At 63.0% G+C, this 25,740-nt stretch carries 22 protein-coding genes; 18 read left to right on the forward strand and 4 right to left on the reverse strand.

Annotated elements, in window-relative coordinates:
- Nucleotides 1-46: 46 nt before the first annotated feature.
- On the reverse strand, nt 47-1,747 hold the full coding sequence (gene ilvD, locus ACEN8I_RS10790) for a dihydroxy-acid dehydratase (RefSeq protein WP_074575323.1): 1,701 nt from the start codon (nt 1,745-1,747) through the stop codon (nt 47-49).
- Nucleotides 1,748-1,903: 156 nt separating this feature from the next.
- On the opposite strand from ilvD, the gene ACEN8I_RS10795 reads away from it, so the two are divergent.
- Nucleotides 1,904-2,848, forward strand: a complete 945-nt coding sequence (locus ACEN8I_RS10795; RefSeq protein ID WP_413328418.1) for a LysR family transcriptional regulator — start codon at nt 1,904-1,906, stop codon at nt 2,846-2,848.
- Here the strand turns inward: ACEN8I_RS10795 and ACEN8I_RS10800 are convergent.
- A complete protein-coding gene (locus ACEN8I_RS10800; protein WP_413328419.1) occupies nt 2,835-3,362 on the reverse strand; it encodes a DUF4124 domain-containing protein in 528 nt (175 codons plus the stop codon). The two genes, ACEN8I_RS10795 and ACEN8I_RS10800, sit on opposite strands and share 14 nt — an antisense overlap.
- Before the next feature lie 92 nt (nt 3,363-3,454).
- Here ACEN8I_RS10800 and lgt point away from each other — a divergent pair, with 92 nt between their 5' ends.
- The 7 genes from lgt to ACEN8I_RS10835 all read left to right on the forward strand — a co-directional run bounded on the left by lgt (nt 3,455) and on the right by ACEN8I_RS10835 (nt 12,235).
- Nucleotides 3,455-4,270, forward strand: a complete 816-nt coding sequence (lgt, locus tag ACEN8I_RS10805) for a prolipoprotein diacylglyceryl transferase (protein WP_413328420.1) — start codon at nt 3,455-3,457, stop codon at nt 4,268-4,270.
- Nucleotides 4,271-4,553: 283 nt separating this feature from the next.
- A complete protein-coding gene (locus ACEN8I_RS10810) occupies nt 4,554-5,222 on the forward strand; it encodes a GntR family transcriptional regulator (protein ID WP_007870686.1) in 669 nt (222 codons plus the stop codon).
- Nucleotides 5,219-6,685: a malonyl-CoA decarboxylase domain-containing protein gene (locus tag ACEN8I_RS10815; protein WP_413328421.1), complete on the forward strand. Its 1,467-nt coding sequence runs from the start codon at nt 5,219-5,221 to the stop codon at nt 6,683-6,685. The genes ACEN8I_RS10810 and ACEN8I_RS10815 overlap by 4 nt, the downstream gene beginning before the upstream one ends.
- 39 nt (nt 6,686-6,724) lie before the next feature.
- Entirely contained in the window at nt 6,725-8,851 is a 2,127-nt protein-coding gene (locus ACEN8I_RS10820) for an alpha/beta hydrolase domain-containing protein (protein WP_413328422.1), read from the forward strand.
- Nucleotides 8,852-8,906: 55 nt separating this feature from the next.
- A complete protein-coding gene (locus tag ACEN8I_RS10825) occupies nt 8,907-9,890 on the forward strand; it encodes a Bug family tripartite tricarboxylate transporter substrate binding protein (protein WP_413328423.1) in 984 nt (327 codons plus the stop codon).
- Nucleotides 9,891-9,897: 7 nt separating this feature from the next.
- A complete protein-coding gene (locus ACEN8I_RS10830) occupies nt 9,898-10,728 on the forward strand; it encodes an enoyl-CoA hydratase/isomerase family protein (RefSeq protein WP_413328424.1) in 831 nt (276 codons plus the stop codon).
- On the forward strand, nt 10,715-12,235 hold the full coding sequence (locus ACEN8I_RS10835; protein WP_413328425.1) for a malonate--CoA ligase: 1,521 nt from the start codon (nt 10,715-10,717) through the stop codon (nt 12,233-12,235). Before ACEN8I_RS10830 ends, ACEN8I_RS10835 begins: the two co-directional genes overlap by 14 nt.
- 18 nt (nt 12,236-12,253) lie before the next feature.
- Here ACEN8I_RS10835 and ACEN8I_RS10840 read toward each other — a convergent pair whose 3' ends face one another.
- Nucleotides 12,254-14,389, reverse strand: coding sequence for an acyl-CoA dehydrogenase (locus ACEN8I_RS10840; RefSeq protein ID WP_413328428.1), 2,136 nt, complete (start codon nt 14,387-14,389; stop codon nt 12,254-12,256).
- Between the two features lie 253 nt (nt 14,390-14,642).
- On the opposite strand from ACEN8I_RS10840, the gene ACEN8I_RS10845 reads away from it, so the two are divergent.
- From ACEN8I_RS10845 to ACEN8I_RS10860, 4 genes are all read left to right on the forward strand, one after another.
- Complete coding sequence (locus ACEN8I_RS10845) at nt 14,643-15,806, forward strand: extracellular solute-binding protein (RefSeq protein ID WP_413328429.1); 1,164 nt, start codon at nt 14,643-14,645, stop codon at nt 15,804-15,806.
- Nucleotides 15,807-15,916: 110 nt separating this feature from the next.
- Nucleotides 15,917-17,023 carry an ABC transporter ATP-binding protein gene (locus tag ACEN8I_RS10850; RefSeq protein ID WP_413328430.1) on the forward strand — a complete coding sequence of 369 codons (1,107 nt, stop codon included), beginning with the start codon at nt 15,917-15,919 and terminating at the stop codon, nt 17,021-17,023.
- Nucleotides 17,024-17,060: 37 nt separating this feature from the next.
- Complete coding sequence (locus tag ACEN8I_RS10855) at nt 17,061-18,005, forward strand: ABC transporter permease (RefSeq protein ID WP_413328431.1); 945 nt, start codon at nt 17,061-17,063, stop codon at nt 18,003-18,005.
- Nucleotide 18,006: 1 nt separating this feature from the next.
- The gene (locus tag ACEN8I_RS10860) at nt 18,007-18,897 is read left to right on the forward strand and encodes an ABC transporter permease (RefSeq protein WP_413328432.1); all 891 of its coding nucleotides are present in this window, start codon (nt 18,007-18,009) and stop codon (nt 18,895-18,897) included.
- On the opposite strand, the gene ACEN8I_RS10865 is transcribed toward ACEN8I_RS10860, so the two are convergent.
- Nucleotides 18,842-19,789, reverse strand: a complete 948-nt coding sequence (locus ACEN8I_RS10865) for a DMT family transporter (protein ID WP_413328433.1) — start codon at nt 19,787-19,789, stop codon at nt 18,842-18,844. The genes ACEN8I_RS10860 and ACEN8I_RS10865 overlap by 56 nt on opposite strands.
- Nucleotides 19,790-19,929: 140 nt before the next feature.
- Between ACEN8I_RS10865 and ACEN8I_RS10870 the strand changes: the two genes are divergently transcribed.
- The 6 genes from ACEN8I_RS10870 to rpmI all read left to right on the forward strand — a co-directional run bounded on the left by ACEN8I_RS10870 (nt 19,930) and on the right by rpmI (nt 25,719).
- The gene (locus ACEN8I_RS10870; RefSeq protein ID WP_413328434.1) at nt 19,930-20,343 is read left to right on the forward strand and encodes a gamma-glutamylcyclotransferase; all 414 of its coding nucleotides are present in this window, start codon (nt 19,930-19,932) and stop codon (nt 20,341-20,343) included.
- A gap of 352 nt (nt 20,344-20,695) precedes the next feature.
- A complete protein-coding gene (gene aceA, locus ACEN8I_RS10875; protein ID WP_413328435.1) occupies nt 20,696-22,015 on the forward strand; it encodes an isocitrate lyase in 1,320 nt (439 codons plus the stop codon).
- Nucleotides 22,016-22,183: 168 nt separating this feature from the next.
- Nucleotides 22,184-22,363, forward strand: a complete 180-nt coding sequence (locus tag ACEN8I_RS10880; RefSeq protein WP_153976329.1) for a hypothetical protein — start codon at nt 22,184-22,186, stop codon at nt 22,361-22,363.
- Nucleotides 22,364-22,645: 282 nt separating this feature from the next.
- On the forward strand, nt 22,646-24,553 hold the full coding sequence (gene thrS / locus ACEN8I_RS10885; RefSeq protein ID WP_413328437.1) for a threonine--tRNA ligase: 1,908 nt from the start codon (nt 22,646-22,648) through the stop codon (nt 24,551-24,553).
- 95 nt (nt 24,554-24,648) lie between these two features.
- Nucleotides 24,649-25,254 (forward strand): translation initiation factor IF-3, encoded by a 606-nt coding sequence (gene infC, locus ACEN8I_RS10890; RefSeq protein WP_413328527.1) that lies wholly within the window; start codon nt 24,649-24,651, stop codon nt 25,252-25,254.
- A gap of 261 nt (nt 25,255-25,515) precedes the next feature.
- Entirely contained in the window at nt 25,516-25,719 is a 204-nt protein-coding gene (gene rpmI / locus ACEN8I_RS10895) for a 50S ribosomal protein L35 (protein ID WP_007870723.1), read from the forward strand.
- The last annotated feature ends 21 nt before the right edge of the window (nt 25,720-25,740 follow it).

Raw genomic sequence — 25,740 nt, forward strand, 5'->3', positions numbered from 1 at the left:
ACTGTAACTTCATGGGCTCTTGTTGTTTCAGCAGACCGGGGTCCGCTCAATAGTCGTCCAGCACCGCGCCCTTGCTGGCGCTGGAGGCATTGAAGGCAAACTTGGCCTGCACGCCGCGGGTGTAACGCGGCGCCGGAGCCTTCCAGCCGACCTTGCGTTTGGCCAATTCGGCATCGCTGATGTTCAGTTGCAGCAGGAGCTGCTTGGAATCGATGGTGATGGAGTCACCCTCGTTGATGAAGGCGATGTTGCCGCCGGCCGCGGCTTCAGGCGCGACGTGGCCGACCACCATACCCCAGGTGCCGCCGGAGAAGCGGCCGTCGGTGATCAGGCCCACGCTTTCGCCGAGGCCGGCGCCTATCAGTGCGCCGGTGGGGGCCAGCATTTCAGGCATGCCGGGCCCGCCCTTGGGGCCGAGGTAGCGCAGCACCATTACGTCGCCGGCCTTGATCTTGCCGGCCAGAATCGCGGCCAGAGCCGACTGTTCGTCGTCAAACACGCGTGCCGGGCCGGTCATGACCGGATTTTTCAGGCCGGTGATCTTGGCGACGCAGCCCTCGGGCGAGAGGTTGCCCTTGAGGATGGCCAGATGGCCCTGGGCGTACATGGGCTTGTCGATGGGGCGAATCACGTCCTGATCTGCGCGCGGCACGTCGGGCACGTCCTTGAGCGTCTCGGCAATGGTCTGGCCGGAAATCGTCAGGCAGTCGCCATGCAGCAGGCCGGCGGCCAGCAGTGTTTTCATGACCTGGGGAATGCCGCCGGCGCGGTGCAAATCCACGGCTAGGTATTTGCCAGAGGGCTTGAGGTCGCACAGCACCGGCGTGCGCTGGCGCACCCGTTCGAAGTCATCGATCGTCCATTCCACGCCCGCCGCGTGGGCGATGGCCAGGAAGTGCAGCACGGCGTTGGTGGAGCCGCCGGTCGCCATGATCACGGCGACCGCATTTTCAATCGCCTTCTTGGTGACGATGTCGCGCGGCTTGATGTCTTTCTTGATGGCCTCTACCAGGACCTTGGCCGACTCCTTGGCCGAGTTCATTTTCTCGTCGTGCGGGTTGGCCATGGTGCTGGAGTAGGGCAGCGAAATACCCAGGGCCTCGAAAGCGCTGGACATGGTGTTGGCCGTGTACATGCCGCCGCAGCTGCCGGTGCCTGGAATGGCGCGGCGCTCGATCTCCAGCAGATCCTCATCGCTCATGCGGCCGGCGGCGTTCTCGCCCACGGCTTCGAACACGCTGACGATGTTGAGGTCCTTGCCCTTGTAGCTGCCCGGCAGGATGGTGCCGCCGTAGACGTAAATCGCCGGCACATTGGCACGCAGCATGCCCATCAGGCCGCCCGGCATGTTCTTGTCGCAACCGCCAACCACCAGCACGCCGTCCATCCACTGGCCCTGCACGCAAGTTTCGATGCAGTCCGAGATCACCTCGCGGCTCACCAGCGAATATTTCATGCCTTCGGTGCCCATGGCCATGCCGTCGGAGATGGTCGGCGTGCCGAAGACCTGGGCATTGCCGCCGGCTTCCTCGATGCCGGCAATTGCCGCATCCGCCAGTTTTTGCAGGCCGCTGTTGCAAGGGGTGATGGTGCTGTGGCCGTTGGCCACGCCGACCATGGGCTTTTTGAAGTCGTCGGCCTCGTAGCCCATGGCGTAGTACATGGAGCGGTTGGGCGCGCGCGATTTGCCCTCGGTGATGTTTTTGCTGCGCGGGTTGGCAACGATGTTGACGGTTTTGGTGTTCATGGTGCGTCTCGTGGTGGATGTCTGTTTTGGTATGCCGGGGCTGTGCCGTGGCAATCAGGAAAGCAGAGTATGCGTGCTTTGATTGATTCTTTCCAATCCATTATTTATGATCTATTAATATGCAGTGCATATGAATAACACCCTCATACCGTGCACATGGCTACCCGCAAAACACCCCTGATCGAGCTGCGCCTGTGGCGCCAGTTCCTGGCCGTGGCCGAGGAATTGCACTTCGGCCGCGCGGCGCTGCGCCTGAGCATGACCCAGCCGCCGCTCACGCAAGCCATTGCCCAGCTGGAGGCCTTGCTGGGCATCAAACTGTTCGACCGCACCAAGCGCAGCGTGCAGCTCACGGCGGCGGGTGCCGCCCTGGTGCCCGAGGCGCGCGACCTGCTCGCGCGTGCCCAGGCCTTGCCGGCGTATGCGCGCGCCAGCGCGGACGGCGAGGCGGGGCGCTTGCGGCTGGCTTTTGTCTCCACGGTGGGTTTTGAGTTGCTGCCGCGCTGGGTGCTGGCCTTTCGCGAGCACTACCCGAAAGTGCAACTGGAACTGCTGGAGGCGACCGGCGACGTGCAATTAGAGGCTTTTGAGCGCGGCGAGATCGATGCGGGTTTCATGCTGCATTCCCCCGGTTTTGCACCGCCTGGCCTGGCCTGCCGGCGCATCAGTCAGGACCCGCTGGTGGTGGCGCTGCCCGAGCAGCACCCACTGGCAAACAAGGCTGCACTTACTCTTGCGGACTTGCTGGACCAGGCGCTGGTGATTTTTCCGCGGCGCATCGTTCCTTCGCTCTACGACGCGATTTTTGCGATGTATCACGCGGCCGGGCAATTGCCGCAGGTCGCGCAGGAAGCCATACAGATGCAGACTATCGTGAATCTGGTATCCGCCGGGCTGGGCGTGGCCTGGGTTCCCGAGAGCGTTCGGCAATTCCAGCGGCCCGGCGTGGTGTACCGCAGCCTGCCTGCCGGCAGGTCTTCGGCGCGCGGTGGAGTCCGGGGGGCTTCAGTCGCGGTGCCGGGCTGCGAGACCAGCCTGGTCTGGCCGGGCTCCAGCGCCAACCCGGCGCTCGCGCGCTTTACGGCCTTTATCGGCGAGTAGAGCGGTAAATGGCTTCGTTCTGTTCGCGTCGCCGGCGCGCCGCCACCGCGCTTTGCTGCTGCTGCCTTTCCGACGGGGTGAGTTCGCGCTGCTCCATCCTGCGCTGGGCTATTTCGCTGGCGCTGCTGCAGCGCGCGCCGCGATTGGCCTCGCAGTTGGCAATGATTTGCTGGTCGGAGTCCTGGGCCTGCGCCGTGCCCTTGCGCAGTCCGTCCAGCGCCGAGGGAGTGGCTTGCCGCGAAGCGCCGGCGGATGCCTCGGCGGCAGCCGCCCGCGCATTGGCCGCCGCGTTTTCCGCAGCCCAGTCCTTGGGCGTGACGGTGACGGCTGTGCCGCCGGCCGGTGCCTGCATGATGAGTTTTTCGCCGCTTCCGCCCTGGGCCGCGCAAGGCGTTTGTGAAAATACTTTTTTGCCGTTCGCATCCAGGCATTGGTATACCTGCGCGGCTGCCGGCTGCATAAGGAGCAGGCCCAGCAGGCCGAAAGCGAGGGCAGGGCGGAGTGCGTGGCGCATGGCGGGGTCCGTGACGGTATTGCCGGCAGTCTAATGCAATACGGTCTTCGCGTAAGTCCTTTCCTACGAGGCATGCGTGCAAAATACCGCCCATGCTTATCCACCCGCAAATCAATCCCATCGCACTCCAGATAGGCCCGCTGGGCATCCACTGGTACGGCCTGACCTACCTGGCGGCCTTTGGCCTGTTTTTCTTCCTGGCGACACGGCGGCTGCGGCACCAGCCGTTTGCGTCCATCACCGGCCTGGGTGCCTGGTCGCGCAGGGATATTGAGGACATGCTGTTTCTGGGGGTGATGGGTGTGGTGGTGGGCGGGCGGCTCGGTTATTGCCTTTTCTACAAGCCCGGCTACTACTTCACGCATCCGCTGGAGATCTTTTTTGTATGGCAAGGCGGCATGAGCTTTCACGGCGGCATGCTGGGTGTGCTGGCCTCTCAGTGGTGGTTTGCCCGCTCGCGCCAGCGGCCCTGGCTGCAGGTGATGGATTTTGTGGCGCCTTGTGTGCCCACGGGGCTGGCGGCGGGGCGCGTCGGCAACTTCATCAACGGGGAGCTGTGGGGACGTTTCAGCGACCCGGCTCTGCCCTGGGGCATGGTGTTTCCGGGCAGCGGTTCCCCGCTGCCGCGCCATCCCTCGCAGGTCTACCAGTTCCTGCTCGAAGGCCTGCTGCTGTTCGTGCTGCTGTGGCTATACGCGCGCAAGCCGCGCAAGACGGGCCAAGTCTCCGGCGCCTTCCTGCTGGGCTACGGCGTGTTTCGCTTTATCGCCGAGTTTTTCCGGGAGCCGGACGAGTTCCTCGGCATCCTGGCTCTGGGCATGAGCATGGGCCAGTGGCTTTGCGTTCCCATGATCATCGGTGGTGCCTGGCTCTGGGTGTGGGCGACAAAACGCACTGAGCCGGCCTGAGGCCCGGCAAGACCGCTACAGGGGCGTCGCCAAGTGGGCGGCGCGTGCTGCTCGTGTCCACGACCCGCAACCCGCAACCCGCAACCCGCAACCCCAAGTCTCCGCTAGGGTTTTTCCCTGTCGTTTTCAGGCACAGCCTCTTGATTCAGTTTGGGTTATTTTTCATAATTACACGTAATTATTTGAAATTACCGCTGGGCTGAACGTTAAGGGCCAGGGGCAAAACGGGTGTTCAGCAGGGGTTCGCCGTGCCGGCGGGCCGGGTCAGTCAAAGGGTCATGCCATGCGTCTTGTCCAGAATTCACTGCATCAGGAGGTCGCCGATACCCTGCGCGAGCAAATTTTCGCGGGCCAACTGGCGCCCGGGAGCTTTTTGGACGAGGTTGCGTTGTGTGAGCGGCTGGAAATCTCGCGCACGCCGTTGCGCGAAGCGCTCAAGGTGCTGACTTCGGAGGGGTTGCTGCGCCATGAGCCCCGGCGCGGCTGCTTCGTCAACGAAGTGACCGAAAAGGACCTGGACGACATCTTCCCGGTGATCGCGCTGCTGGAAGGGCGCTGCGCCTACGAAGCGGCCCGCAATGCGACCGACGCCGACCTCGCGGCGCTCACCACCCTGCACGAGCGCCTCAACAGCCATGCGGCGGCCGGCCGCATCAACGACTACTACGCCACCAACTTCGCGATCCACGAAGCGATCATCCTGCTGGCCGACAACCGCTGGCTCGCGCAGGCCATTGCCGACCTGCGCAAGATCCTCAAGCTCGCGCGGCTGCAGCAGCTTCACGCGCCGGGCCGGCTGGCGCAAAGCCTGTCGGAGCACATGACGGTGTTCGCCGCCCTCAAGAGCCGCGACAGCGAAGGCGCCGAGGCCGCCATGCGCACCCACCTGACGCGCCAGCGCGAAGCGCTGCGCGAACTGGCCCGCAACCAGCGCTCCAGGGTGGCAGCATGAGCGCCGCCGAGTGGCTCAGCCGCAACGTCTCGCGCTTTACCAGCGACAAGGGGGGCGCGGGGAATGCGGCGGCGCAAGCCGCCCCTGCGGCGGCCAAAAAACCGGCGCCCGGCGCAAGCCTGCCCGTGCGCAGCACACATGAGCGCCTGCAGGCGACCCTGAGCCAGAAAGACGAGGCGCTGTCGCCGCGCGTGCTGCGCCGCACCTTGCAGGAACTGCAGGCCATCATCGACCCGCGCGTGAGCGAGGTCGAGGGCGGCCGCCGCGCCATGGCCATCGCGGCCTGGTACGAAGGCGCCACGCCAGCGCGCCGGCGCGACCTGTGGATGCTCATGAGCGAGCAGTTCGTCGCCAACCCGCAAAAGGTCAAGGCCGCGCAGGCGCAGTTCGCGGCCGCGGTGGGCACGCCCGAGGAGGCGGTGGCCGAGGTCCGCTACCGGCGCGCCACGGTGTCGCCGCGCCGGCGCCTGCTGCAGCGCTTCAGCGTCTACCCAGGCGGCATCCAGTTCCTGGTCGACATGCGGGCCGAGATGCAGCCCAGCCTCAAGTCCGACAAGCGCCTGCTGGCGCTGGACGTGGAAATGGAATACATGTTTTCCACCTGGTTCGACGTGGGCTTTCTTGACCTGCGTCGCATCACCTGGGATTCGCCGGCCTCGCTGATCGAGAAACTCATCAAGTACGAGGCGGTGCATGACATCAAGGGCTGGGCCGACGTGAAGAACCGGCTCGACAGCGACAGGCGCTGCTACGGCTTTTTCCACCCGCGCCTGCCCGAGGTGCCGCTGATCTTCGTGGAAGTCGCCATGGTCGAGCAGATCGCGGGCGACATCATGCCGCTGCTCGACGAACTGGCCGCGCCTTCGGACCTGAGCCGGGCCACCACGGCCATCTTTTATTCGATCAGCAACACCCAGGCCGGGCTGCGCGGCGTGAGTTTCGGCGACTCCCTGATCAAGCGCGTGGTTGAGACGCTGAAGGATGAGTTTCCCAAGCTCAAGACCTTTGCCACGCTTTCGCCGATTCCGGGTTTTCGCAACTGGCTGGGCAAGAACGCCAGCGCCATGCTTGAAAAGCTGGGCGAAAAGGAACTCACGGCGCTGGGCCGGGCCGTGGGCTTCGAGCCGCCTGGCGCCGGGCACTTGCTCACGGCCGCCGAGAACCCGCTCGCGCTCGGCGAAAAATCGCCGGTGCGCAAAATGCTGCTGCACTGCGCCGCCCATTACCTGGGACGGACCCTGGAAGAGGGCAAACCGCTCGACCCGGTGGCGCGCTTTCACCTGGGCAATGGCGCGCGCATAGAACGCATCAACTGGGCGGGCGATCCGACGCCCAAAGGGCTCAAGCAGTCCTACGGTCTCATGGTGAATTACCTCTATGACCTCAAGCGCCTGGACAAGCATCGCGCCATGCTGGCGGAAGGAAAGGTGGCTGTTTCCAGCGATATTGAATCGCTTTGGTAGTTGTGGCGAGCAGAAGATATCAAAAACGAAGGAGACAACATGAGACCCGTTCATCTGCTGGGGAGGCTGGCGCTTGCGCCGCTGGCCGCCGTGTTTCTGCTGGGGCATTCGGCCCAGGCCCGTGTCACGCGGATCGTGATTGATGAGACCCTTCCGTTGGCGGCAGCCCTTTCTGGTGGGGTGGCCTTTGAACAGCTTGCCGGCCGCGCGTTCGGCGAGCTGGACCCCAAGGCGTCCGGCAATGCCATCATCCAGGACATCGAACTGGGCAAAGAGGCCGATGGCAAGGTGCGTTATGTCGCCACCTTTGTGTTGACCAAGCCGGTTGATCCGGCCAAGGCCAGCGGCCTGATGTGGCATGAGGCGCCCAACCGGGGCCTGCGCCGGCCCAATGTGGTTCGGGAACGTGCGTTGGGTGACATCGACCTGACCAGCGCCTGGCAGGGCGACAACGCCGGCGCCACCAAGCTGCGGGCCACTGCCGCAGTCGAGTTTCCACACTGGCTCAAGGTGCCGGTGGCACGGAATGTCGATGGCTCACCCGTCACCGGCGAGGTGTTTGGCCGCATCGTCAATCGTACCGGCCCAGGGTCGCAGCCGCTGGTCGTGCAAACCAACCCAGTTCCGTACAAGCCGGTGAGCCTGGATACGCGCCAATCGCGCATGATGTCCCGCGTGGCGGAGTCCACCCGCGGTGATGTGACCGGCGAGACGGTGATTCCTTCCACTGACTGGGCTTGGGCCAGGTGCGATGCGGCCAACCCTTTTCCGGGCGTGCCCGATGCAACGCAGATATGCCTGAAGAACGGCTTTGATGCCGGCAAGCTGTACCTGGTGGCATTCAAGGCCGCAGACCCCTACTTGCTGGGCGTGGGCTTTGCCGCCTGGCGCGATATGGGTGTGTTTTTCAAGACGGCCAGGACTGATGACGCCGGTACACCGAATCCGGTTGCTGGCGTGGTGACCCACAGCATCGGCCGGGGCGTCTCGCAGTCCGGCAACTTCCTGCGCGGCTGGTTGCATCTGGGCTTTAACCAGGACGAAGCCGGGCGCCAGGTGCATGACGGCCTCTGGCCCATCATCGCGGGCCGGCGCATTGCGCTGAATTTCCGGTGGGCTCAGCCCGATGGCGTGCTGGAGCTGTACCAGGCCGGCAGTGAAGGACCGCAGTGGTGGGCGCGCGCGGCCGACCCGGTGCGCGGTGGGCCGGCCGGCGGCATTCTTGATCGTTGCGACGCCAGCAAGACCTGCCCGAAGATCATCGAGCACTTTGGCTCGGCCGAGGTCTGGGCCCTGAAACTCACGCCCGAATGGGTGGGCACCGATGCCAGGGCAGACCTGCCTTTGCCTGCCAACGTGCGGCGCTATTACATTGCCAGTTCCAGCCACGGCGGCGGGGCAGGCGGCTTTGATACCAGCCTGCCAGGCGTAGGTCTGCCCACGGCAGGAGCCAGTTGCCCGGGCAACAATTTCGGTACAGGCATATTGCCTGCCAATCCGGTGCCGCATACCGAAACCGTGAACGCACTGCGCATGCACTTTCGCAGCTGGGTGATGCGCGGCACCGAGCCGCCGCCCAGCCGCTGGCCCACCCTGGCGCCGCGTGCGGGCGAGCCGCGCGGCACGCTGGCGCTGGCCACCAAGGAAGGCATCGGCTTTCCCACGCTGCCGCAGCTGCGTCCTACCGTACCCGAGCCGGACTTCATCATGCCGGTGCTCGACTATGACTGGGGCCCCGCGTTCAACCCTGCCGATGGTTCGGGCGTGGCATCCAATGCGCCGCCGCCCATCCGCCAGGTGCTGCCCATGCTGGCGCCACGGGTGGATGCTGACGGCAATGAGCTGGGCGGCGTGCCGGTAGTTTTGCTGGAAGCGCCGCTGGGCACTTACCTGGGCTGGAACATCACGGCTGGCGGCGACCGGCCGTTCCACCAGGGACAGATATGCAATTACGTGGGGGGCATGGTGCCCTTTGCCCGCACGGCGCAGGAGCGCGGCGCCAACGGCGATCCGCGCTTGTCGCTGCAAGAGCGCTACGGCTCGCACGACGGCTATGTGGCCGCCGTGCGCAAGGCGGCCGGAAACGCTCAGGCCCAAGGCTTCCTGCTGGCCGAAGATGCTGCAGGCCTGATCAAGGCTGCCGAAGCCAGCGCGGTGCTGCGATGAAGACAATTTTTACCGAATATCATCCCGTAGTAAAACCCATCAAAGGAGACAAACCATGAGTTCAGTTAACCGGCGCGACGTCCTGCGCATCGCTGCGGCCGGTGTCGCGGCCGCGTCACCCCTGCTGCATGCCCAGTCAGCCTGGCCTACCAAGCCGGTGACGATGATCGTGCCGTTTCCAGCCGGCGGCGGCACTGACGCGTTCGCCCGCCCCCTGTCCGCCCAGTTCGCCAAGCTGACCGGCAAGCAACTCATCATCGACAACCGCGGCGGTGCCGGCGGTACCCTGGGTGCCAGCATCGCCGCCAGGGCGCAGCCCGACGGCTACACGCTGTTCATGGGCGCGGTGCACCACACCATCGCGCCTTCGATGTACCCCAAGCTCGACTACGACATCGAGAAAGATTTCGTGCCGCTGGCCCTGATGGCCAACGTGCCGCAGGTGCTGGTGGTCAACCCCCGCAACATGCCGTTCGCCGATTTCAAGGCCTACATTGAAGCTGTGCGCAAGGCGCCGGGCAAGTACAACTACGGCTCGGCCGGCGCGGGCACTTCGCACCACCTGGCAGGGGAGCTGTTCAAGTTGCAGACCAAGACCTTCATCACCCACATTCCCTATCGCGGCGCCGGCCCGGCCCTGCAGGATTTGATCTCGGGCAACGTCGACATGATGTTTGACGGCCTGGGTTCCTCGGCCAACCACATCAAGGGCGGGCGCATCAAGGCGCTGATGGTGGCCGGCGCCAAGCGCAACCCGGCTTTCCCGGACGTTCCCTGCGCCGGCGAACTGGGCCTGCCCGACTACACGGTGACCACCTGGTACGGCATGTGGACGCCCAAGGGCACGCCGGCCGATGTGCAGGCGCGCATCGTCGAGGACCTGCGCAAGGCCGCCACTACCGATGAACTCAAGGCGATCTGGGCCAATAACGGTGCGGACTTCGGCAACCTCACACCGCAGCAGTTCGGTGCTTTCGTGAGCAGCGAGGTCAAGCGCTGGGCGGCGGTGGTGAAGGCCTCAGGCGCCAAACTCGAATGACCGATTGATGGCTGGAGCTGTTTTACTCGAGGTGAAGGGCTCCCTGGCCTTTGTGACCCTTTCCCATCCGGGCAAGTTCAATGCCATGAGCCGCGCCATGTGGCGCGAGCTGCGCGCGGCCTTCGAACGGCTTCAGCAGGCTGGCGACGTGCGCTGTGTGCTGCTGCGCGGCGAGGGCGGGCATTTTTGCGCGGGAGGCGACATTTCCGAGTACGCCGGCTTCCGGTTTGAAGAATCCGCCCTGCGTGATTTTCACGAACGCGATGTGTGGGGCGGCTTGCGGGCCATGCTCGATTGCGATGTGCCCATGGTCGCGCAGATCGACGGCAACTGCATGGGCGCCGGCCTGGAGATTGCCAGCTGCTGCGATATCCGCATCGCGGGCGACAGCGCGAAGTTCGGCGCGCCCATCGCCAGGCTCGGCTTTCCGATGGCGCCGCGCGAAGCCGCGCTGGTGCTGCGCGCGGCGGGCGAGCTGACCGCGCGCGAAATGCTGCTGTCGGCCGCCGTGCTGGACGCAGCCGAGATGAAGCGGCGCGGCTTCCTCAACCAGGTGCTGCCCGCTGATGAAGCGGGCGCCGCGGCCATGGCCTGCGTGGAGCGCTGCGCCGTCCTGGCACCCGGCGCCGCCAGGCTGAACAAGCAGGCTTTGCGGGCGCTGGCCCAGGCCGGCAGCGAGCAAGCCGTGATGGACCTGGCAGCGAGCGCTTACCGCTACGCTGCGTCGCCCGAACACCGGGAAGGCGTGACGGCCTTTACCGAAAAACGCCAGCCCCGGTTTGACGGCCGGGCCGCTGAATCTATGACCACTGACAGCCTGAGCCATGAAAAACCATAACCTGTTCGCGGCACTGCGAGCCGCCTTTCCTTCCTCGCTGGACGACGTTGCCGTCGAAACCGACAACGGCCTGAACTATTCATGGCGCGACCTCGAACGCGGCACCGCGATGATGGCCAACCTGCTGGCCTCGCTGGGCCTGCCCGCGGGGGCCAGGGTGGCGGTGCAGGTCGAAAAGTCGGTGGAAGCCATGATGCTGTACCTGGCGACCTTGCGCGCCGGTTATGTGTTCCTGCCGCTCAACACCGCCTACCAAAGCGCCGAGATCGAGTACTTCATCGGCAATGCCGAGCCCTCGGTGATGGTGTGCAGCAGCAAGAATTTCGGCTGGGTCAGCAAGATTGCCTTCAAGGCCGGCACGCGCAACGTCTTCACGCTGGACGACGACCGCACGGGCTCGCTGCTGGACCGTGCCGCGCATTGCAGCGACCGGCATGAACCCGTGCAGCGGCAGGCCGACGACCTGGCCGCCATCCTTTACACCAGCGGCACCACGGGCCGCAGCAAGGGCGCCATGCTGACGCACGGCAACATGCTGAGCAACGCGCTGGTGCTCAAGGACTACTGGGGCTGGAAGAAGGGTGACGTGCTGATCCACGCCTTGCCGATTTTTCATGTGCACGGCCTGTTTGTCGCCATCCACGGTGCGCTGATCAACGGCGGCAAGATGATCTGGCTTGCGAAGTTCGACCCCAAGCTGGTGGTCAGCAAGATGCCCGAGGCCACGGTGTTCATGGGCGTGCCCACGCTCTATGTGCGCTTGCTGGCCGAGGCGGGGCTTACGCGTGAGGCCTGCCGCAACATGCGGCTTTTCGTCGCGGGATCGGCCCCCTTGCTGATCGAAACCTTCAACGAATGGAAGGAGCGCACCGGTCACACGATTCTGGAGCGCTACGGCATGTCCGAAACCGTGATGCTGACCTCCAATCCCTACCAGGGCGCCGAGCGGCGCGGCGGCACCGTGGGCTTTGCGCTGCCGGGCGTCAGCCTGCGCGTGCAGGGCGATGACGGGCAGCCCCTGCCGGCCGGCGAGATAGGCGGCATCCAGGTCAAGGGGCCGAATGTCTTCAAGGGCTACTGGCGCATGCCGGAAAAAACCAAAGAAGAGTTCACCGCAGACGGCTATTTCAAGACGGGCGACGTCGGCAAGATTGACGAGCGCGGCTACATCGTCATCGTGGGCCGCAGCAAGGACCTGATCATCAGCGGCGGCTACAACGTCTATCCGGCTGAGATCGAGGGCTATATCAACGACATGCCGGGCGTGGCCGAAAGCGCCCTGGTCGGCGTGCCGCACCCGGATTTTGGAGAGGTGGGCGTGGCCGTCGTGATTGCCAAGCCGGGTGCTTCGCTGGAGGCCGGCCGGATCGTGGGCGAGCTCAAATCGAAGCTGGCCAACTTCAAGATTCCCAAGCAATGTTTTGTGGTCAGCGAGCTGCCGCGCAACACCATGGGCAAGGTACAAAAGAATTTGCTGCGCGAGCAGTACAAGGGCCTGTTCGCCTGAATGTTCGTCAGGGAGGATTCAGGGCGCGAAGTCGTCGACCTGGATCACCTTGTCGGCTGCGCGCAGGTAGGCCAGCGCCAGCTCGGGCCGGCTTGAGGCTTGCGCGGCGTGCTCCATCGATTCGCTGCGGCGCACCGCCTTGTTGAGCGCCACGGTTTCTTCCCCTAGCTGCTCGGCCAGGGCCAGCGCATCCATCAGGTCCCGCAAGCCGCCGCCGGCCGGCGTTGCCAGGTCGGGGCACAGGCGCCGCATGAGCGCATGGTGGGTGCGCAGCAGCCTGGCCAGGTCCAGCAGCTGGACATCCCGCAGCGGTGCCAGCCGCGTGCTGCGGTTGAGCACCAGCGCGCCCACCACACGGCGCAGTGGTGAAGGGAAGTTGGCATAAAGCGCTTCCAGCGCATTGCCGGCCTGGTCAAGCTGCATGCGAATCGCGGCCCTTGCCACCGGCAACATGTCGCCGTCCTTTTCCATCGCATAGCGCCAGGCGCAGGCGCTGGCCATGTAAAGATGGGCCAGCACGTCGCCCAGCCGGGCCGACAGCAATTCCATGCGCTTGAGCTTGCCGCCCAGCAGGCCCATGGCCAGGTCGCAGGTAAGCGCGTACTGGCTGCTCAGGCGGGCGATCAGCCGGGCTTCTTTTTCCAGGCCAGCGGGCGGCGTTCCCAGCAGCGGCGCACCCGCGATGCTGTGCCAGAAGTTGCGCAGCACGTGTCCGCCATGGCCGATCAACGCCTCGCCCAGCGCCTGGGCATCGTCGTCCCGCACCGCCTGCATCTCCTTCATCACGTAAGGGTGGCAGCGCACCGCGCCCTGGCCGAAGATGATCAGCGAGCGGGTCAGGATGTTGGCGCCTTCCACGGTGATGGCAATCGGCGCGCCGCGGTAGGCCACGGACAGCAGGTTGGACGGGCCCTGGATGATGCCCTTGCCGCCCAGGATGTCCATGCCGTGATTGACGGCGCGCCTACCCGCTTCGGTCAAATGCACCTTCAGGATGGCGCTTGCGACGCTGGGCTGTTCGCCGTGGTCCAGCACGGCGGCGGTGTAGCGGCGCGCGGCGTCCGTTGCATAAAGCTCGCAGGCCATGCCGGCGATCACGCCGGCAATCGCGTCGAAGCGCCCGATCGGGAGCCCGAACTGCTCGCGCACCTGGCCGTAGCCATTGGCGACAAAGAGCGCGGTCTGCTGCATGGCCGAGCCCAGTGCCGGTAGCGAAATGGCTCGCCCGGCCGCCAGGCATTCCATGAGCATGCGCCAGCCCTGGCCGACCTGGGCTTCGCCGCCTATGACCCAGTCCATGGGGATGAAGACTTCGCGGCCTTCGATAGGGCCGTTCATGAAAGCCGCGTCCATCGGCCGGTGCCGCCGGCCTATGTCCATGCCGGGCTGCGGCACCGGGATCAGCGCGCAGGTGATGCCCAGCTCGCGCTGGCCTTCGGGCAGGCTTTCGTCGATGGCGTTGAAGGCCAGGCCCACAACGGTGGCCACCGGCGCCAGGGTGATGTAGCGCTTGGAGAAGTTCAGGCTGAAGCCGCGCACCACCCGGCCTTCAAACTCCCGCTCCACTAACAGGCCGCTGTCAGGGATGGAAGCCGCGTCGGAGCCCGCATAGGGCGAGGTCAGCCCGAAGCAGGGCAGGTCGCGGCCGTCGGCCAGGCGCGGCAGGTAGTGCTGCTTCTGGGCATCCGTGCCGTAGCGCAGCAGCAGTTCGGCCGGCCCCAGGGAGTTGGGCACCATGACGGTCACGGCCGCGGAGATATTCAGCGTGGCGATGCGCGTGACCACGGTGGCATGGGCGTGGTGGCTGAAGCCCAGCCCGCCATGTGCCTCGGGAATGATCATGCCGAAGAAGCGGTGTTCGCGCAGGTAAGCCCAGACCCCGGCGGGCAGGTCGCCGGCCTGGTCGATGGCGAAGTCGTCCAGCATGGCACACAGGGTGGTGACTTCTTTGTCCAGAAAGGCTTGTTCCGCAGTGCTGAGCACATTGGGTCCGGCGGCCAGCAGGGCGTCGAAATCGGGCCGGCCGGAGAACAGCCGGCCTTCAAAGCCGACTGTGCCCGCTTCGAGCGCGGCACGCTCTGTGTTGCCCATCACAGGCAATGCCCGGGCAAAGGGTTTCATGGCGGCCCGGCCCAGCCAGCGGGAAAATCCCATGGGATATCTTTCGGAAGGGAAGTGAAAGCTTGTCCCAAAAGCGTACGCGGGGAGGGGAAAGGTACCTAGCGCCTTCGGCCCGTCCTGCTGTAGGCGAATTTGCCGGGCGGCCGGCGGCAAGCTCTGATGCAAAGGCCGCATAAGAGAAAGGTTCCCGTGCTCGCGGCCCTCTTATACAATTGCTCCGGTCTGATTTTTGCTAGTGTTTCCTGGTTTTTACTTCCAAGTTTTTATAAGAGGAGTTGAGGACATTATGAAAAAGCATCTTGGGTATTGGGCGTTTTCGGCCATGCTGGTGGCGGCACTGACCGCCTGCGGTAAAAAAGACGAAGCGCCTGCCGCTGCCGCCCCGGCCGCCGCCGCGAGCGCACCGGCCCCCGTGGCCGCCGAGGAAAAGGTACTCAATGTCTACAACTGGCCCGACTACGTCGCCAAAGACATGGTGGCCAACTTCGAGAAGGAAACCGGCATCAAGGTCAACTACCAGACCTTCGAGAACAACGAGGCCCTGCACGCCAAGCTGGTCGCCGGCAACACCGGTTATGACATCGTCGTGCCCGGCGCCGTGTTCGCCAAGCCGCAGATCGACGGCGGCCTGCTCGCCAAGCTCGACAAAACCAAGATCGCCAACTACGGCAACCTGGACCCGGCCATCATGGAAAAGCTGGGCACCATTGACCCAGGCAATGCCTACCTCGTGCCCTGGGCCTGGAGCTTCACCACGGTTGGCATCAACAAGGCCAAGGTCACCAAGGCCCTGGGTTCCACGCCCATGCCGGAAAACGCCTGGGACCTGGTGTTCAACCCGGTCTACACCGCCAAGCTCAAGTCCTGCGGTATCGCCTACCTCGACTCGCCCACCGAAGTGCTGCCGCCGGCCATGCACTACCTGGGCAAGAACGCATACTCCAACGACCCGGCCGACCACAAGGCGGCGGCCGAGATGCTGGCCAAGGTGCGCCCGCACATCCGCATGTTCTCCAGCACCATGATTGACGACCTGGCCGGCGGCAAGGCCTGCGTGGCCCTGGCCTGGGCCGGCGACATCAACATCGCCCGTGGCCGCGCACTCGAAAACAAGAGCGGCAATGAAGTCGAGGCCCTGCTGCCCAGCACCGGCGGCCTGATCTTCTTTGACACCCTGGCCATTCCCAAGGATGCCAAGCACCCCAACAATGCGCTGGCTTTCATCAACTACTCGCTGCGCCCTGAAGTGTCCGCCTCCCTGACCAACGAGCTGGGCTACGCCACCGCCAACAAGGCCAGCCTGGCCAACGTCAAGCCCGAAATCGCCAAGGACAAGGCGGTGTTCCCCGATCCCGACAACCTGAAGAAAATGGTGTCACCGGCCAGCTTCAGCAATGAAGCCCGCGAATCCATGAGCAATGTGTTCACCGCCTTCAAAAAAGGCAAGTGACGTTTTACTGATCTCTGGCAAGCGCTGATTTCAGTGTGAACCCGGCTGTGCATGCAATGCGTTGTGTGCACAGCTTTTTTTCATTTTGATGAAGGCAGGAAATCCTGTTCATGAATCTACCTCTCTCGGCCGGCGACGGGTTTTTGCGGACCGATCAGCTGGTCAAGCGCTTTGATGGCGTGGCAGCGGTCGATGATGTCTCGCTGTCCATCCACAAGGGTGAAATCTTCGCACTGCTGGGCAGCTCAGGCTGCGGCAAGTCGACCCTGCTGCGCATGCTCGCGGGTTTTGAAAAACCGACCTCCGGCGCGGTCTTCCTGGATGGCGTGGACATCGCGTCCTTCCCGCCCTACGAGCGGCCCATCAACATGATGTTCCAGTCGTATGCGCTGTTTCCGCACCTGACGGTCTGGGACAACATCGCCTTCGGCCTCAAGCGCGAAGGCATGCCCAAACCCGAAATCGAAGCACGCGTGCAGGAGATGCTCAAGCTGGTCCAGCTCGAGGCCTTCGCCAAACGCAAGCCGCACCAGCTCTCGGGCGGCCAGCAGCAGCGTGTGGCCCTGGCGCGCAGCCTGGCCAAACGACCCCAGTTGCTTTTGCTTGACGAACCCCTGGGCGCGCTGGACAAAAAGCTGCGCGAACGCACGCAGTTCGAACTCGTCAACATTCTTGAATCGGTGGGCGTGACCTGCGTCATGGTCACGCACGACCAGGAGGAAGCCATGGCCATGGCTTCCCGCATCGCCGTGATGAGCCACGGCCGCGTGCTGCAGGTCGGCACACCCAAGGAAATCTACGAGCATCCCAATTGCCGCTTTGTGGCCGACTTCATCGGCAACGTCAACATGCTGGAAGGCGAGCTCACGCTGGACGAGGCCGACCGCTGCGAGGTCACCACCGACCAGGGTGTGGTGAGCGTGGGGCACGGCATCAGCGGCACGCTGGGCATGGCGGTGGCCATCGCGGTGCGGCCCGAGAAGATCCATATCGCCAAGGCCCGCCCGTCTGGGGTCAGCAGCAACCTGTTCACCGGCAAGGTGCGCGAGATTGCCTATTTCGGCAGCTACAACACCTTCATCGTGGAAGCGGCCGGAGGGCGTACCCTCAAGATCACCGAGACCAACACCACGCGCCACGACAGCGACACGATCACCTGGGACGACCAGGTCTTCTTCTGGTGGGACGGCTCCGCGCCGGTGGTGCTGACACAGTAGGCGCAGCCCACAGGCCTCAACGATTCAATTCCCGGCGATGAACAACATCCCCTCCTGGCTTCAGCTCAACCTTGGGCGGCGCTTCGTGATTGCCGTGCCTTATGTCTGGCTGCTGCTGTTTTTTGTGCTGCCTTTCCTGATCCTGCTGCGCATCAGCGTGACGGACATGGGAGGCGGCGTCGATCCCTTCGCGCCGCTGATAGAGACGGTGAAGGGCTCCTGGCACGTCCTGCTGCGCTACAACAACTACGCGTCCATCTTTATCGACAACGCGCAGGACGCCGTGGGCGGCTTCGGCAACACCATCTACATGGAGGCCTACAAAACCTCGCTGAAGTACGCCTTGCTGACCACGCTGTCCTGCCTGGTCATAGGCTATCCCTTTGCGTACTTCATCGCGCGCTCGCGGCCCTCGATACGCCCGGCCTTGCTGATGCTGGTGATGCTGCCGTTCTGGACCTCCTTCCTGCTGCGTGTCTATGCCTGGAAGGGCATACTGGCCGACCAGGGTGTGCTCAACAACCTGCTGCTGTCGCTGGGCATCATCCAGGAGCCCATGGTGATGCTTTACACCGACGTCTCCATGCTGGTGGGCATGACCTATGTGTACTGCCCTTTCATGATCCTGCCGCTCTATGCCAACCTGGTGAAGATGGATTTTCGCCTGCTGGAAGCCGCGCACGACCTGGGCGCCAGCGCCTGGAAGGCCTTCTGGCTGATCACCGTGCCGCTCAGCAAGTCGGGCATCGTGGCCGGCTCCATGCTGGTGTTCATTCCCAGCGTCGGCGAGTTCGTGATCCCCTCGCTGCTGGGCGGCGCCGAAAACATCATGATCGGCCGCGTGGTCTGGGACGAGATGTTCAGCAGCAACAACTGGCCGCGTGCGTCGGCGCTCGCGGTGGTGATGATTTTGCTGATCCTGGTGCCGCTGGCTTTTTATTACCGCTCCAGCAGTGATCGCGATGCGCGGGGAGGGCGCTGAAATGAAGCTCAGCCTGAGGGGTTTTTCGCGCTTGGTGGAAAACAATGTGGGCAGGCTCTGGATGGGGGTGGTTTACCTCTTTCTTTACATCCCGCTGTTTTTCCTCATCGTCTTTTCTTTCAACAGCACGCGGCAGGACGGCGTTTTCACCGGCTTTTCCACGCGCTGGTATGAAGCACTACTGGCGGACTCGCGGCTGGTTGAAGGTTTCTTCCTGTCGCTCAAGGTAGCGCTGATCACCGGCACGCTGTCGGTGGTGCTGGGAACCTTTGCAGCCTTTGTGCTGGTGCGTTACCTGCGCTTTACCGGGCGCACGCTGTTTTACGGGCTGGTCAACGCGCCCCTGGTCATGCCCGAGGTCATCATCGGGCTGTCCTTGCTGCTGCTGATGGTGGCGGTGCAACGCGCCGTGGGCTGGCCTGACCGAGGCTTCATCACCATCGTGACCGGCCACACCTTGCTGGGCATGGCCTACGCAACCGTGGTGGTCCAGTCGCGCCTGAGCGAAATGGACCGCACCCTCGAGGAGGCCGCCATGGACCTGGGCTGCCGGCCCATGCAGGTGTTTTTCCTGGTGACCCTGCCCAACATCGCGCCGGCTCTGGTGTCAGCCTGGCTGTTGACCTTCACGCTCTCGTTTGACGACGTAGTGATTTCGGAGTTTTTGTCGGGCCCCGGCGTGACGACCCTGCCGCAGGTGATCTTCAGCTACGCCCGCCGCGGCGTGAACCCGTCGATTTACGCGGCGGCAACGATCCTGATCACGGTGGTGTCGCTGGGCATCATCAGCTACAGCATTTATGTGATGCGCCGGCAAAAGCGCCTGGACCGCGAGATCAGCGCGGCGGCTCGACCGGAGCAGGCTTTTCCAGACCCCGTCCCGGCAAAGTAGCCAGCACCACGCCGGCCAGCGCGATGCCGAAGGCGCCGATCTGGGTGGGGTTCAGTGTTTCGCCCAGCACCATGACACCGACCGCGGCGGCGCTGATGGGCAGCAGCACGGCAAACACGCCGGCCTCGTTGGCCGGAATAGTTTTGAGGCCTGTCATCCACAGCCACACCGTCCAGACACTGGCGGCCAGCGAATAAAACACCAGCAACAGCCAGAGGGAGGGCGCGACCCCGCTGAAGTCAAAACGCCAGGCCGCCCACAGGCCCAGCGGCGTGACGAGCGCAAAACCCCAGAGGTTGATCAGGGCCGAAATGCGTTTGGGGCTCAGCACGCCGGTCAGCTTCTTGCCAATCACTGCATAGAAGGCCTCGCACAGGACCGCGCCCACCAGCAGCAGGTTGCCCAGCCAGGCGTAGCTTGGCGCCAGCTCGGTTTGCGGCGCCGCGGCGGCGTGCCCCGCTGATGGATTCTTGGCCAGCGACACCAGCGCGATGCCGACCACGGCACAGGCGACCGCGCCCCATACCCGCAGGCTGATGCGCTCGCGCAGGAAAAGCCAGCTCATGAGCGCGACGGCGGCCGGAATGGAGGCCATGATCACGCCGGCCGCGACGGCGCTGGTCATGCTCACGCCGAACAGCATGCAGAGGGAAAACAGGAAGTTGCCCAGGAAGGACTCCAGGAACAGCAGGCGAGCGGTTTGCCGGCTCATGGGAGCCTCTCCAGCCGGTTTTTTGAGCCAGCGCAGCATGGCCGCGCCCCCTATGCCAAAACGCAGCCAGGCGAGCAAAAAGACGGGCAGGGCGGCGACCAGGGGTTTGGACAGCGCGACATAGCTGCCCACCAAAGACATGCTGAGCCCGAGACAGGTGTAAGCCACAATGCGGTTCATTAAACTGGGAGTTCCTGTTGCAGCGGCCCTGCGGCCCGTCGGTTGCATGGGCCGGCAGGGGATGTCGGCGCAGGCCGGAATCATGCCTTAGTTTTTCCGGACCGGATCTCCTCACCTTCCGATACCCAGGGTTCCACGCGATGACAACTCTCGACACTCGCCATGTTTTTGTCTACGGCACCCTGCGCAAAGGGGAAGAGCGTGACATCAACCGCTTGCGGCCCGCGCCGCAGTGGGTGGGGCGGGCCCAGGTGGCCGGCGTCATGCATCATCTGGGAAGCTACCCAGGCCTGGTGCTAGGCGGGACGGATGTCGTGCGCGGCGAGGTCTATGCCGTGAGCCCCGAGTTGGAGCGGGTGCTCGATGAGATCGAGGAGGTCTGGCCGCAGCAAACCGGTGAATACACCAAGCGCGAAGTGGTGGTGCAGCTGGACAGCACGCCCCCGCGCGAACTGCTGTGCGTGCTCTATGAAATTTCGCCGGAGCGCACCCGGGGCAAGCCCGTCATTGCCGGCGGCGACTGGGTGCTGCACCGCACCGGCCGCCAGGCCTGAATTCCAGGGCGCCTGCTGCAAGCGCGCCAGGTCCCTCTTTGCTCCTGGCTCAACCGCGCTGCTGCTGCGCCGTTTCTGCCCTGCGCGGAGCCGTGCCGCATATTTCACGATCCAATAAATTAATTTCACAATGCAAAAATCATAAATGCTGCGCTGCAGAAATATTTCTCAATCCGAGAAATATCATTTTGTATTGCGATATTTTATTGGTAGTCCATTGATTTTATTGAATTTTATTCTTATCTTATATAAGACATAAGAGCTTCACAAAGTCTTGTAGAAGACTTAAAGTGAGTCCATCGCAGTCACCACTTTTTCTCTTCTTCAATTCTTTCAACTCAAGGAGCCCACCATGCCACAAACCCTGACTGAACAACTGAGCCGCGACCAGCAGATTTCCGCCCTCGAAAAAGAATGGGCCACCAACCCCCGCTGGAAGGGCATCAAGCGCGGTTACAGCGCGGCCGACGTGGTCCGCCTGCGCGGCTCCTTTCCGATTGAACACACGCTGGCACGCCGCGGTGCCGAAAAGCTCTGGGACCTGGTCAACAACGAGCCTTACGTGAACTGCCTGGGTGCGCTCACGGGCGGCCAGGCCATGCAGCAGGTCAAGGCCGGCGTCAAAGCGATTTACCTCTCGGGCTGGCAAGTCGCCGCCGACAACAACAGCTACGCCTCCATGTACCCCGACCAGTCGCTGTACCCGGTCGACTCCGTGCCCACCGTGGTTGAGCGCATCAACAACACCTTCCGCCGCGCCGACGAGATCCAGCATTCCAAGGGCATAGACGCCGGCGACAAGGGCTATATCGACAACTTCGCGCCCATCGTGGCTGATGCCGAAGCCGGTTTCGGCGGCGTGCTCAATGCCTTCGAACTGATGAAGGCCATGATCAAGGCGGGCGCCGCCGGCGTGCACTGGGAAGACCAGCTCGCCTCGGTCAAGAAATGCGGCCACATGGGCGGCAAGGTGCTGGTGCCTACAGCTGAAGCCGTGCAAAAACTGGTGGCAGCCCGCATGGCCGCCGACGTTTGCGGTGTGCCCACGCTGGTGATTGCCCGCACCGACGCCGAGGCGGCCGACTTGCTGACCAGCGACTACGACGAAAACGACAAGCCTTTCATCACCGGCGAGCGCACGTCCGAAGGCTTCTACAAGACGAAAAAAGGCATTGACCAGGCCATCAGCCGCGCCATCGCCTACGCCCACTACGCCGACCTGGTGTGGTGCGAAACCGGCACGCCCGACCTGGAGTTCGCCAGGAAATTTGCCGAGGCCGTGCACAAGGTGCACCCCGGCAAACTGCTGGCCTACAACTGCTCGCCGTCCTTCAACTGGAAGAAAAACCTCGACGACGCGACCATTGCCAAGTTCCAGAAAGAGCTGGGCGCGATGGGCTACAAATACCAGTTCATCACCCTGGCCGGCATCCACTCGATGTGGTTCAACATGTTCGATTTGGCCCAGGACTACGTCAAACGCGGCATGTCGGCCTATGTCGAGAAGGTGCAGGAGCCTGAATTCGCGGCACGCGATCGCGGCTACACCTTTGTGTCGCACCAGCAGGAAGTCGGTACCGGCTACTTCGACGAAGTCACCACGGTGATCCAGGGCGGCAAGTCCAGCGTGACCGCGCTGACCGGTTCCACCGAAGAAGAGCAGTTCCACTGAACTGGTTTCATTCCAACGATTACCCAGACGCTGGAGCCTTCGCGGGCGCAGCTTTCAGCCCGGACAGGACCTTAGGGCCTGTCCGGGCTTTTTTGCGGGTGCTTTTTGGCGTAGAGTGATGTTTGTTACATAGAACACGACTTTGAACATCAACTGGAGGAGGCTGCCGTGTCGGACTTAACCGTGGGTTTCAAGCGTATTTCCTGTCCCGATTGCGAGGGTTCCGGTGAGCTGCGCATCGAGAGCGAAAACATCAACGAACACTTCGAGGTCGAGAAGCAGACCGTTATCACCGAATGCCCGCGTTGCCTGGGCCTGGGCTTTTTGCCGCCGGGCTCGCCGCAATAGCGCCTCGCGCAACGCTGAACCGGCACCGCGGACTGGGTTTTGCCAACCTGCCGTAAAATACGCTCATGCAATCAATCAAGCTGGAAACAGGAAGGATCGCTCGGGTTATGACACCGCGAACTACGACCTCGTTCGTTTTCTGGAGTCATCCAGGGCGCTAGTCCGCACCCCTCGGTGATTGTTAGCTACATAATTCATAGCTTAAATCCAAATCCCCCTCCATCAAAGCGCGGCATGTTCCGCGCTTTTTTGTTTTCCCATTTTTCCTGAAAAATTCATCCCATGATCCAGATCACGCTCCCCGATGCCTCCAAGCGCGAATACCCGCAAGCCGTCACGGTTGCCGAAGTTGCCGCCTCGATAGGCGCAGGCCTGGCCAAAGCCGCCTTGGGCGGTAAGGTCGACGGCAAGGTGGTGGACACAAGCTACCTGATCGCCAAGGACAGCGCAGTTTCCATCATCACAGCCAAGGATGCTGACGGGTTGGAGATGATCCGCCACTCCACGGCCCACTTGCTGGCCTATGCCGTGAAGGAGTTGTTTCCGGATGCGCAGGTCACGATTGGCCCGGTGATTGAAAACGGCTTTTTCTACGATTTTTCGTACAAGCGCCCGTTCACGCCGGAAGACCTGGTCGCGATCGAAAAGCGCATGACGGAACTCGCAGCCAAGGACGAGCCGGTCACGCGCCGCGTGCTGCCGCGCGACGAGGCCGTGGCGCACTTCAAGAGCATAGGCGAGCACTACAAGGCCGAGATCATCGCCAGCATTCCCGCCAACGAAGACGTCTCGCTCTACCGCGAGGGCGCCTTCGAAGACCTTTGCCGCGGCCCTCACGTGCCCAGCACGGGCAAGCTGAAATTTTTCAAGCTCATGAAAGTGGCCGGCGCCTACTGGCGCGGCGACCACCGCAATGAAATGCTCCAGCGCGTCTACGGCACGGCCTGGGCCACCAAGGATGAACTCCAGCAATACCTGACGATGCTGGAGGAGGCCGAAAAGCGCGACCACCGCAAGCTCGGCAAGGAGCTGGACCTGTTCCATATCGACGACCATGCGCCCGGCCTGGTGTTCTGGCACCCCAAGGGCTGGACGGTCTGGCAAGGCGTGGAACAGTACATGCGCAAGGTCTACCAGGACAACGGCTACCAGGAGGTCAAGGGCCCGCAAATCATCGACAAGACGCTGTGGGAAAAGACCGGCCACTGGGACAAGTACCGCGACAACATGTTCACGACCGAGAGCGAAAAGCGCGAATACGCGCTCAAACCCATGAACTGCCCCGGCCACATCCTGATTTTCAAACAGGGCATCAAGAGCTACCGCGACCTGCCGCTGCGCTACGGCGAGTTCGGCCAGTGCCACCGCAACGAGCCTTCTGGCGGGTTGCACGGCATCATGCGTGTGCGTGGTTTCACGCAGGACGACGGCCATATCTTCTGCACCGAGGATCAGATCCTCAAGGAATGCGTGGACTACACCACTCTGCTGCAAAAGGTGTACGCCGATTTCGGCTTCAAGAACATCATCTACAAGGTCGCTACCCGCCCCGAGGCGCGAATCGGTTCGGACGAGAGCTGGGACAGGGCCGAGCACGCACTGATGGAAAGCCTGCGCGCGTCCGGCTGTGAGTTTGAAATCGCCCCCGGCGATGGCGCGTTTTACGGCCCCAAGATCGAATACACGCTGAAAGACGCGATAGGCCGCCAGTGGCAGTGCGGCACCATGCAAGTCGATTTTTCGATGCCGGAGCGCCTGGATGCCGAATACGTCGGCGAGGACGGCAACCGCCACCGGCCGGTAATGCTGCACCGCGCGATTGTGGGTAGCCTGGAGCGTTTTATCGGGATTTTGATCGAGGAACACGCCGGCGCGCTGCCGACCTGGCTGGCCCCAGAGCAGGTTTCAGTCCTCAATATCACCGATTCGCAGGCCGAATATGCCCGGGAAGTTGCCAAAACGCTGCAAAATCAAGGGCTTAGGGTCAACCTGGACCTGCGCAATGAGAAAATTACGTATAAAATACGGGAGCACTCGATGAAAAAGCTGCCTTACATCCTGGTCGTGGGTGACAAGGAGAAGGAAGCCGGATCCGTTGCAGTGCGCGCCCGGGGTAACAAAGACCTTGGAGTGATGCCTCTTGAAGCCTTCGCTGAAACGATTGCTTCCGACATCGCCAAAAAAGCCTGATTTTTGACAAAATTGTTGATGAATTTGGCCTGTCGTCCTTACAGGACGGGTGCGAGCCGCTATAGCTTTTATAGCAAGAGTTAAAGGATAGAACCATCGCTACTGAATTTCGTGACCGCCGTCACCGTGAAGAACGCAAGCACCGCTTGAACCGTGAAATCATGGCCCCCGAAGTGCGTCTGACCGGGCCGGACAATGAGCCTTTAGGCATTGTCAGCATCGCGGAGGCCTTGCGCCTGGCAGGTGAAGCCGACGTTGACCTTGTTGAAATCTCCCCCACGGCGGTTCCGCCCGTGTGCAGGTTGATGGATTACGGCAAGTTCAAGTACGCCGAGCAGAAGAAGGCGGCGGAAGCGAAGTCCAAGCAAAAAGTGATCGAGATCAAGGAAGTCAAATTCCGGCCCGGCACTGACGATGGGGACTACAACATCAAATTGCGCAACATCAAGCGCTTTTTGGAAGAGGGCGACAAGTGCAAGATCACCTTGCGCTTTCGCGGCCGCGAAATCACGCACCAGGAACTGGGCTTGGCCCTGCTGGCGCGGATTCGCGATGAATTGGCGGATTTGATTGTGGTGGAGCAGTTCCCCAAGCTTGAAGGCAGGCAGATGGTCATGATGATCGCGCCGGGCCGCAAGAAGCCCGGCGGCAAGCCGGCAGCGGAAACTGCGGCAGCACCGGCGCCCTCGGCCACGGCCTGAGGTTAGCCAGAAGAGATACGGGTTTGCCGGATTGGTCCGGCGGGCCGTTGAGGGGATGCCGCAAGGCGTTTCCTGTGAGGGTAGGCGACAAGCCTGCTTTCCGAAAGCGACGGGGTTAAAGCCGTCGCGACCAGCGGATGTTGCAAAACATTCGCCGGCAGTGGCAAGTGTCATCACTGGCCACTGACAAGTGGCTCGGGGCCATCAAGTCTGCGGAAGGTTCGCAGCGCCTCACGAGCACAAATGAAAAGGAGCATTTACATGCCCAAAATGAAGACCAAGAGCGGCGCTAAAAAGCGTTTCCGCGTTCGTCCGGGTGGTACCGTCAAGCGCGGCCAAGCCTTCAAACGTCACATCCTGACCAAGAAGACCACCAAAAACAAACGCCATCTGCGTGGTGCGGTGACTGTTCATGAGACCAATATGGGTCACATGGCACAGATGCTCCCAGGCCAGGGCATTTAATTAACGACGAACAAGGAGTAC

Source organism: Polaromonas sp. CT11-55, from assembly GCF_047303325.1.
Classification (GTDB): Bacteria; Pseudomonadota; Gammaproteobacteria; order Burkholderiales; family Burkholderiaceae_C; genus Polaromonas.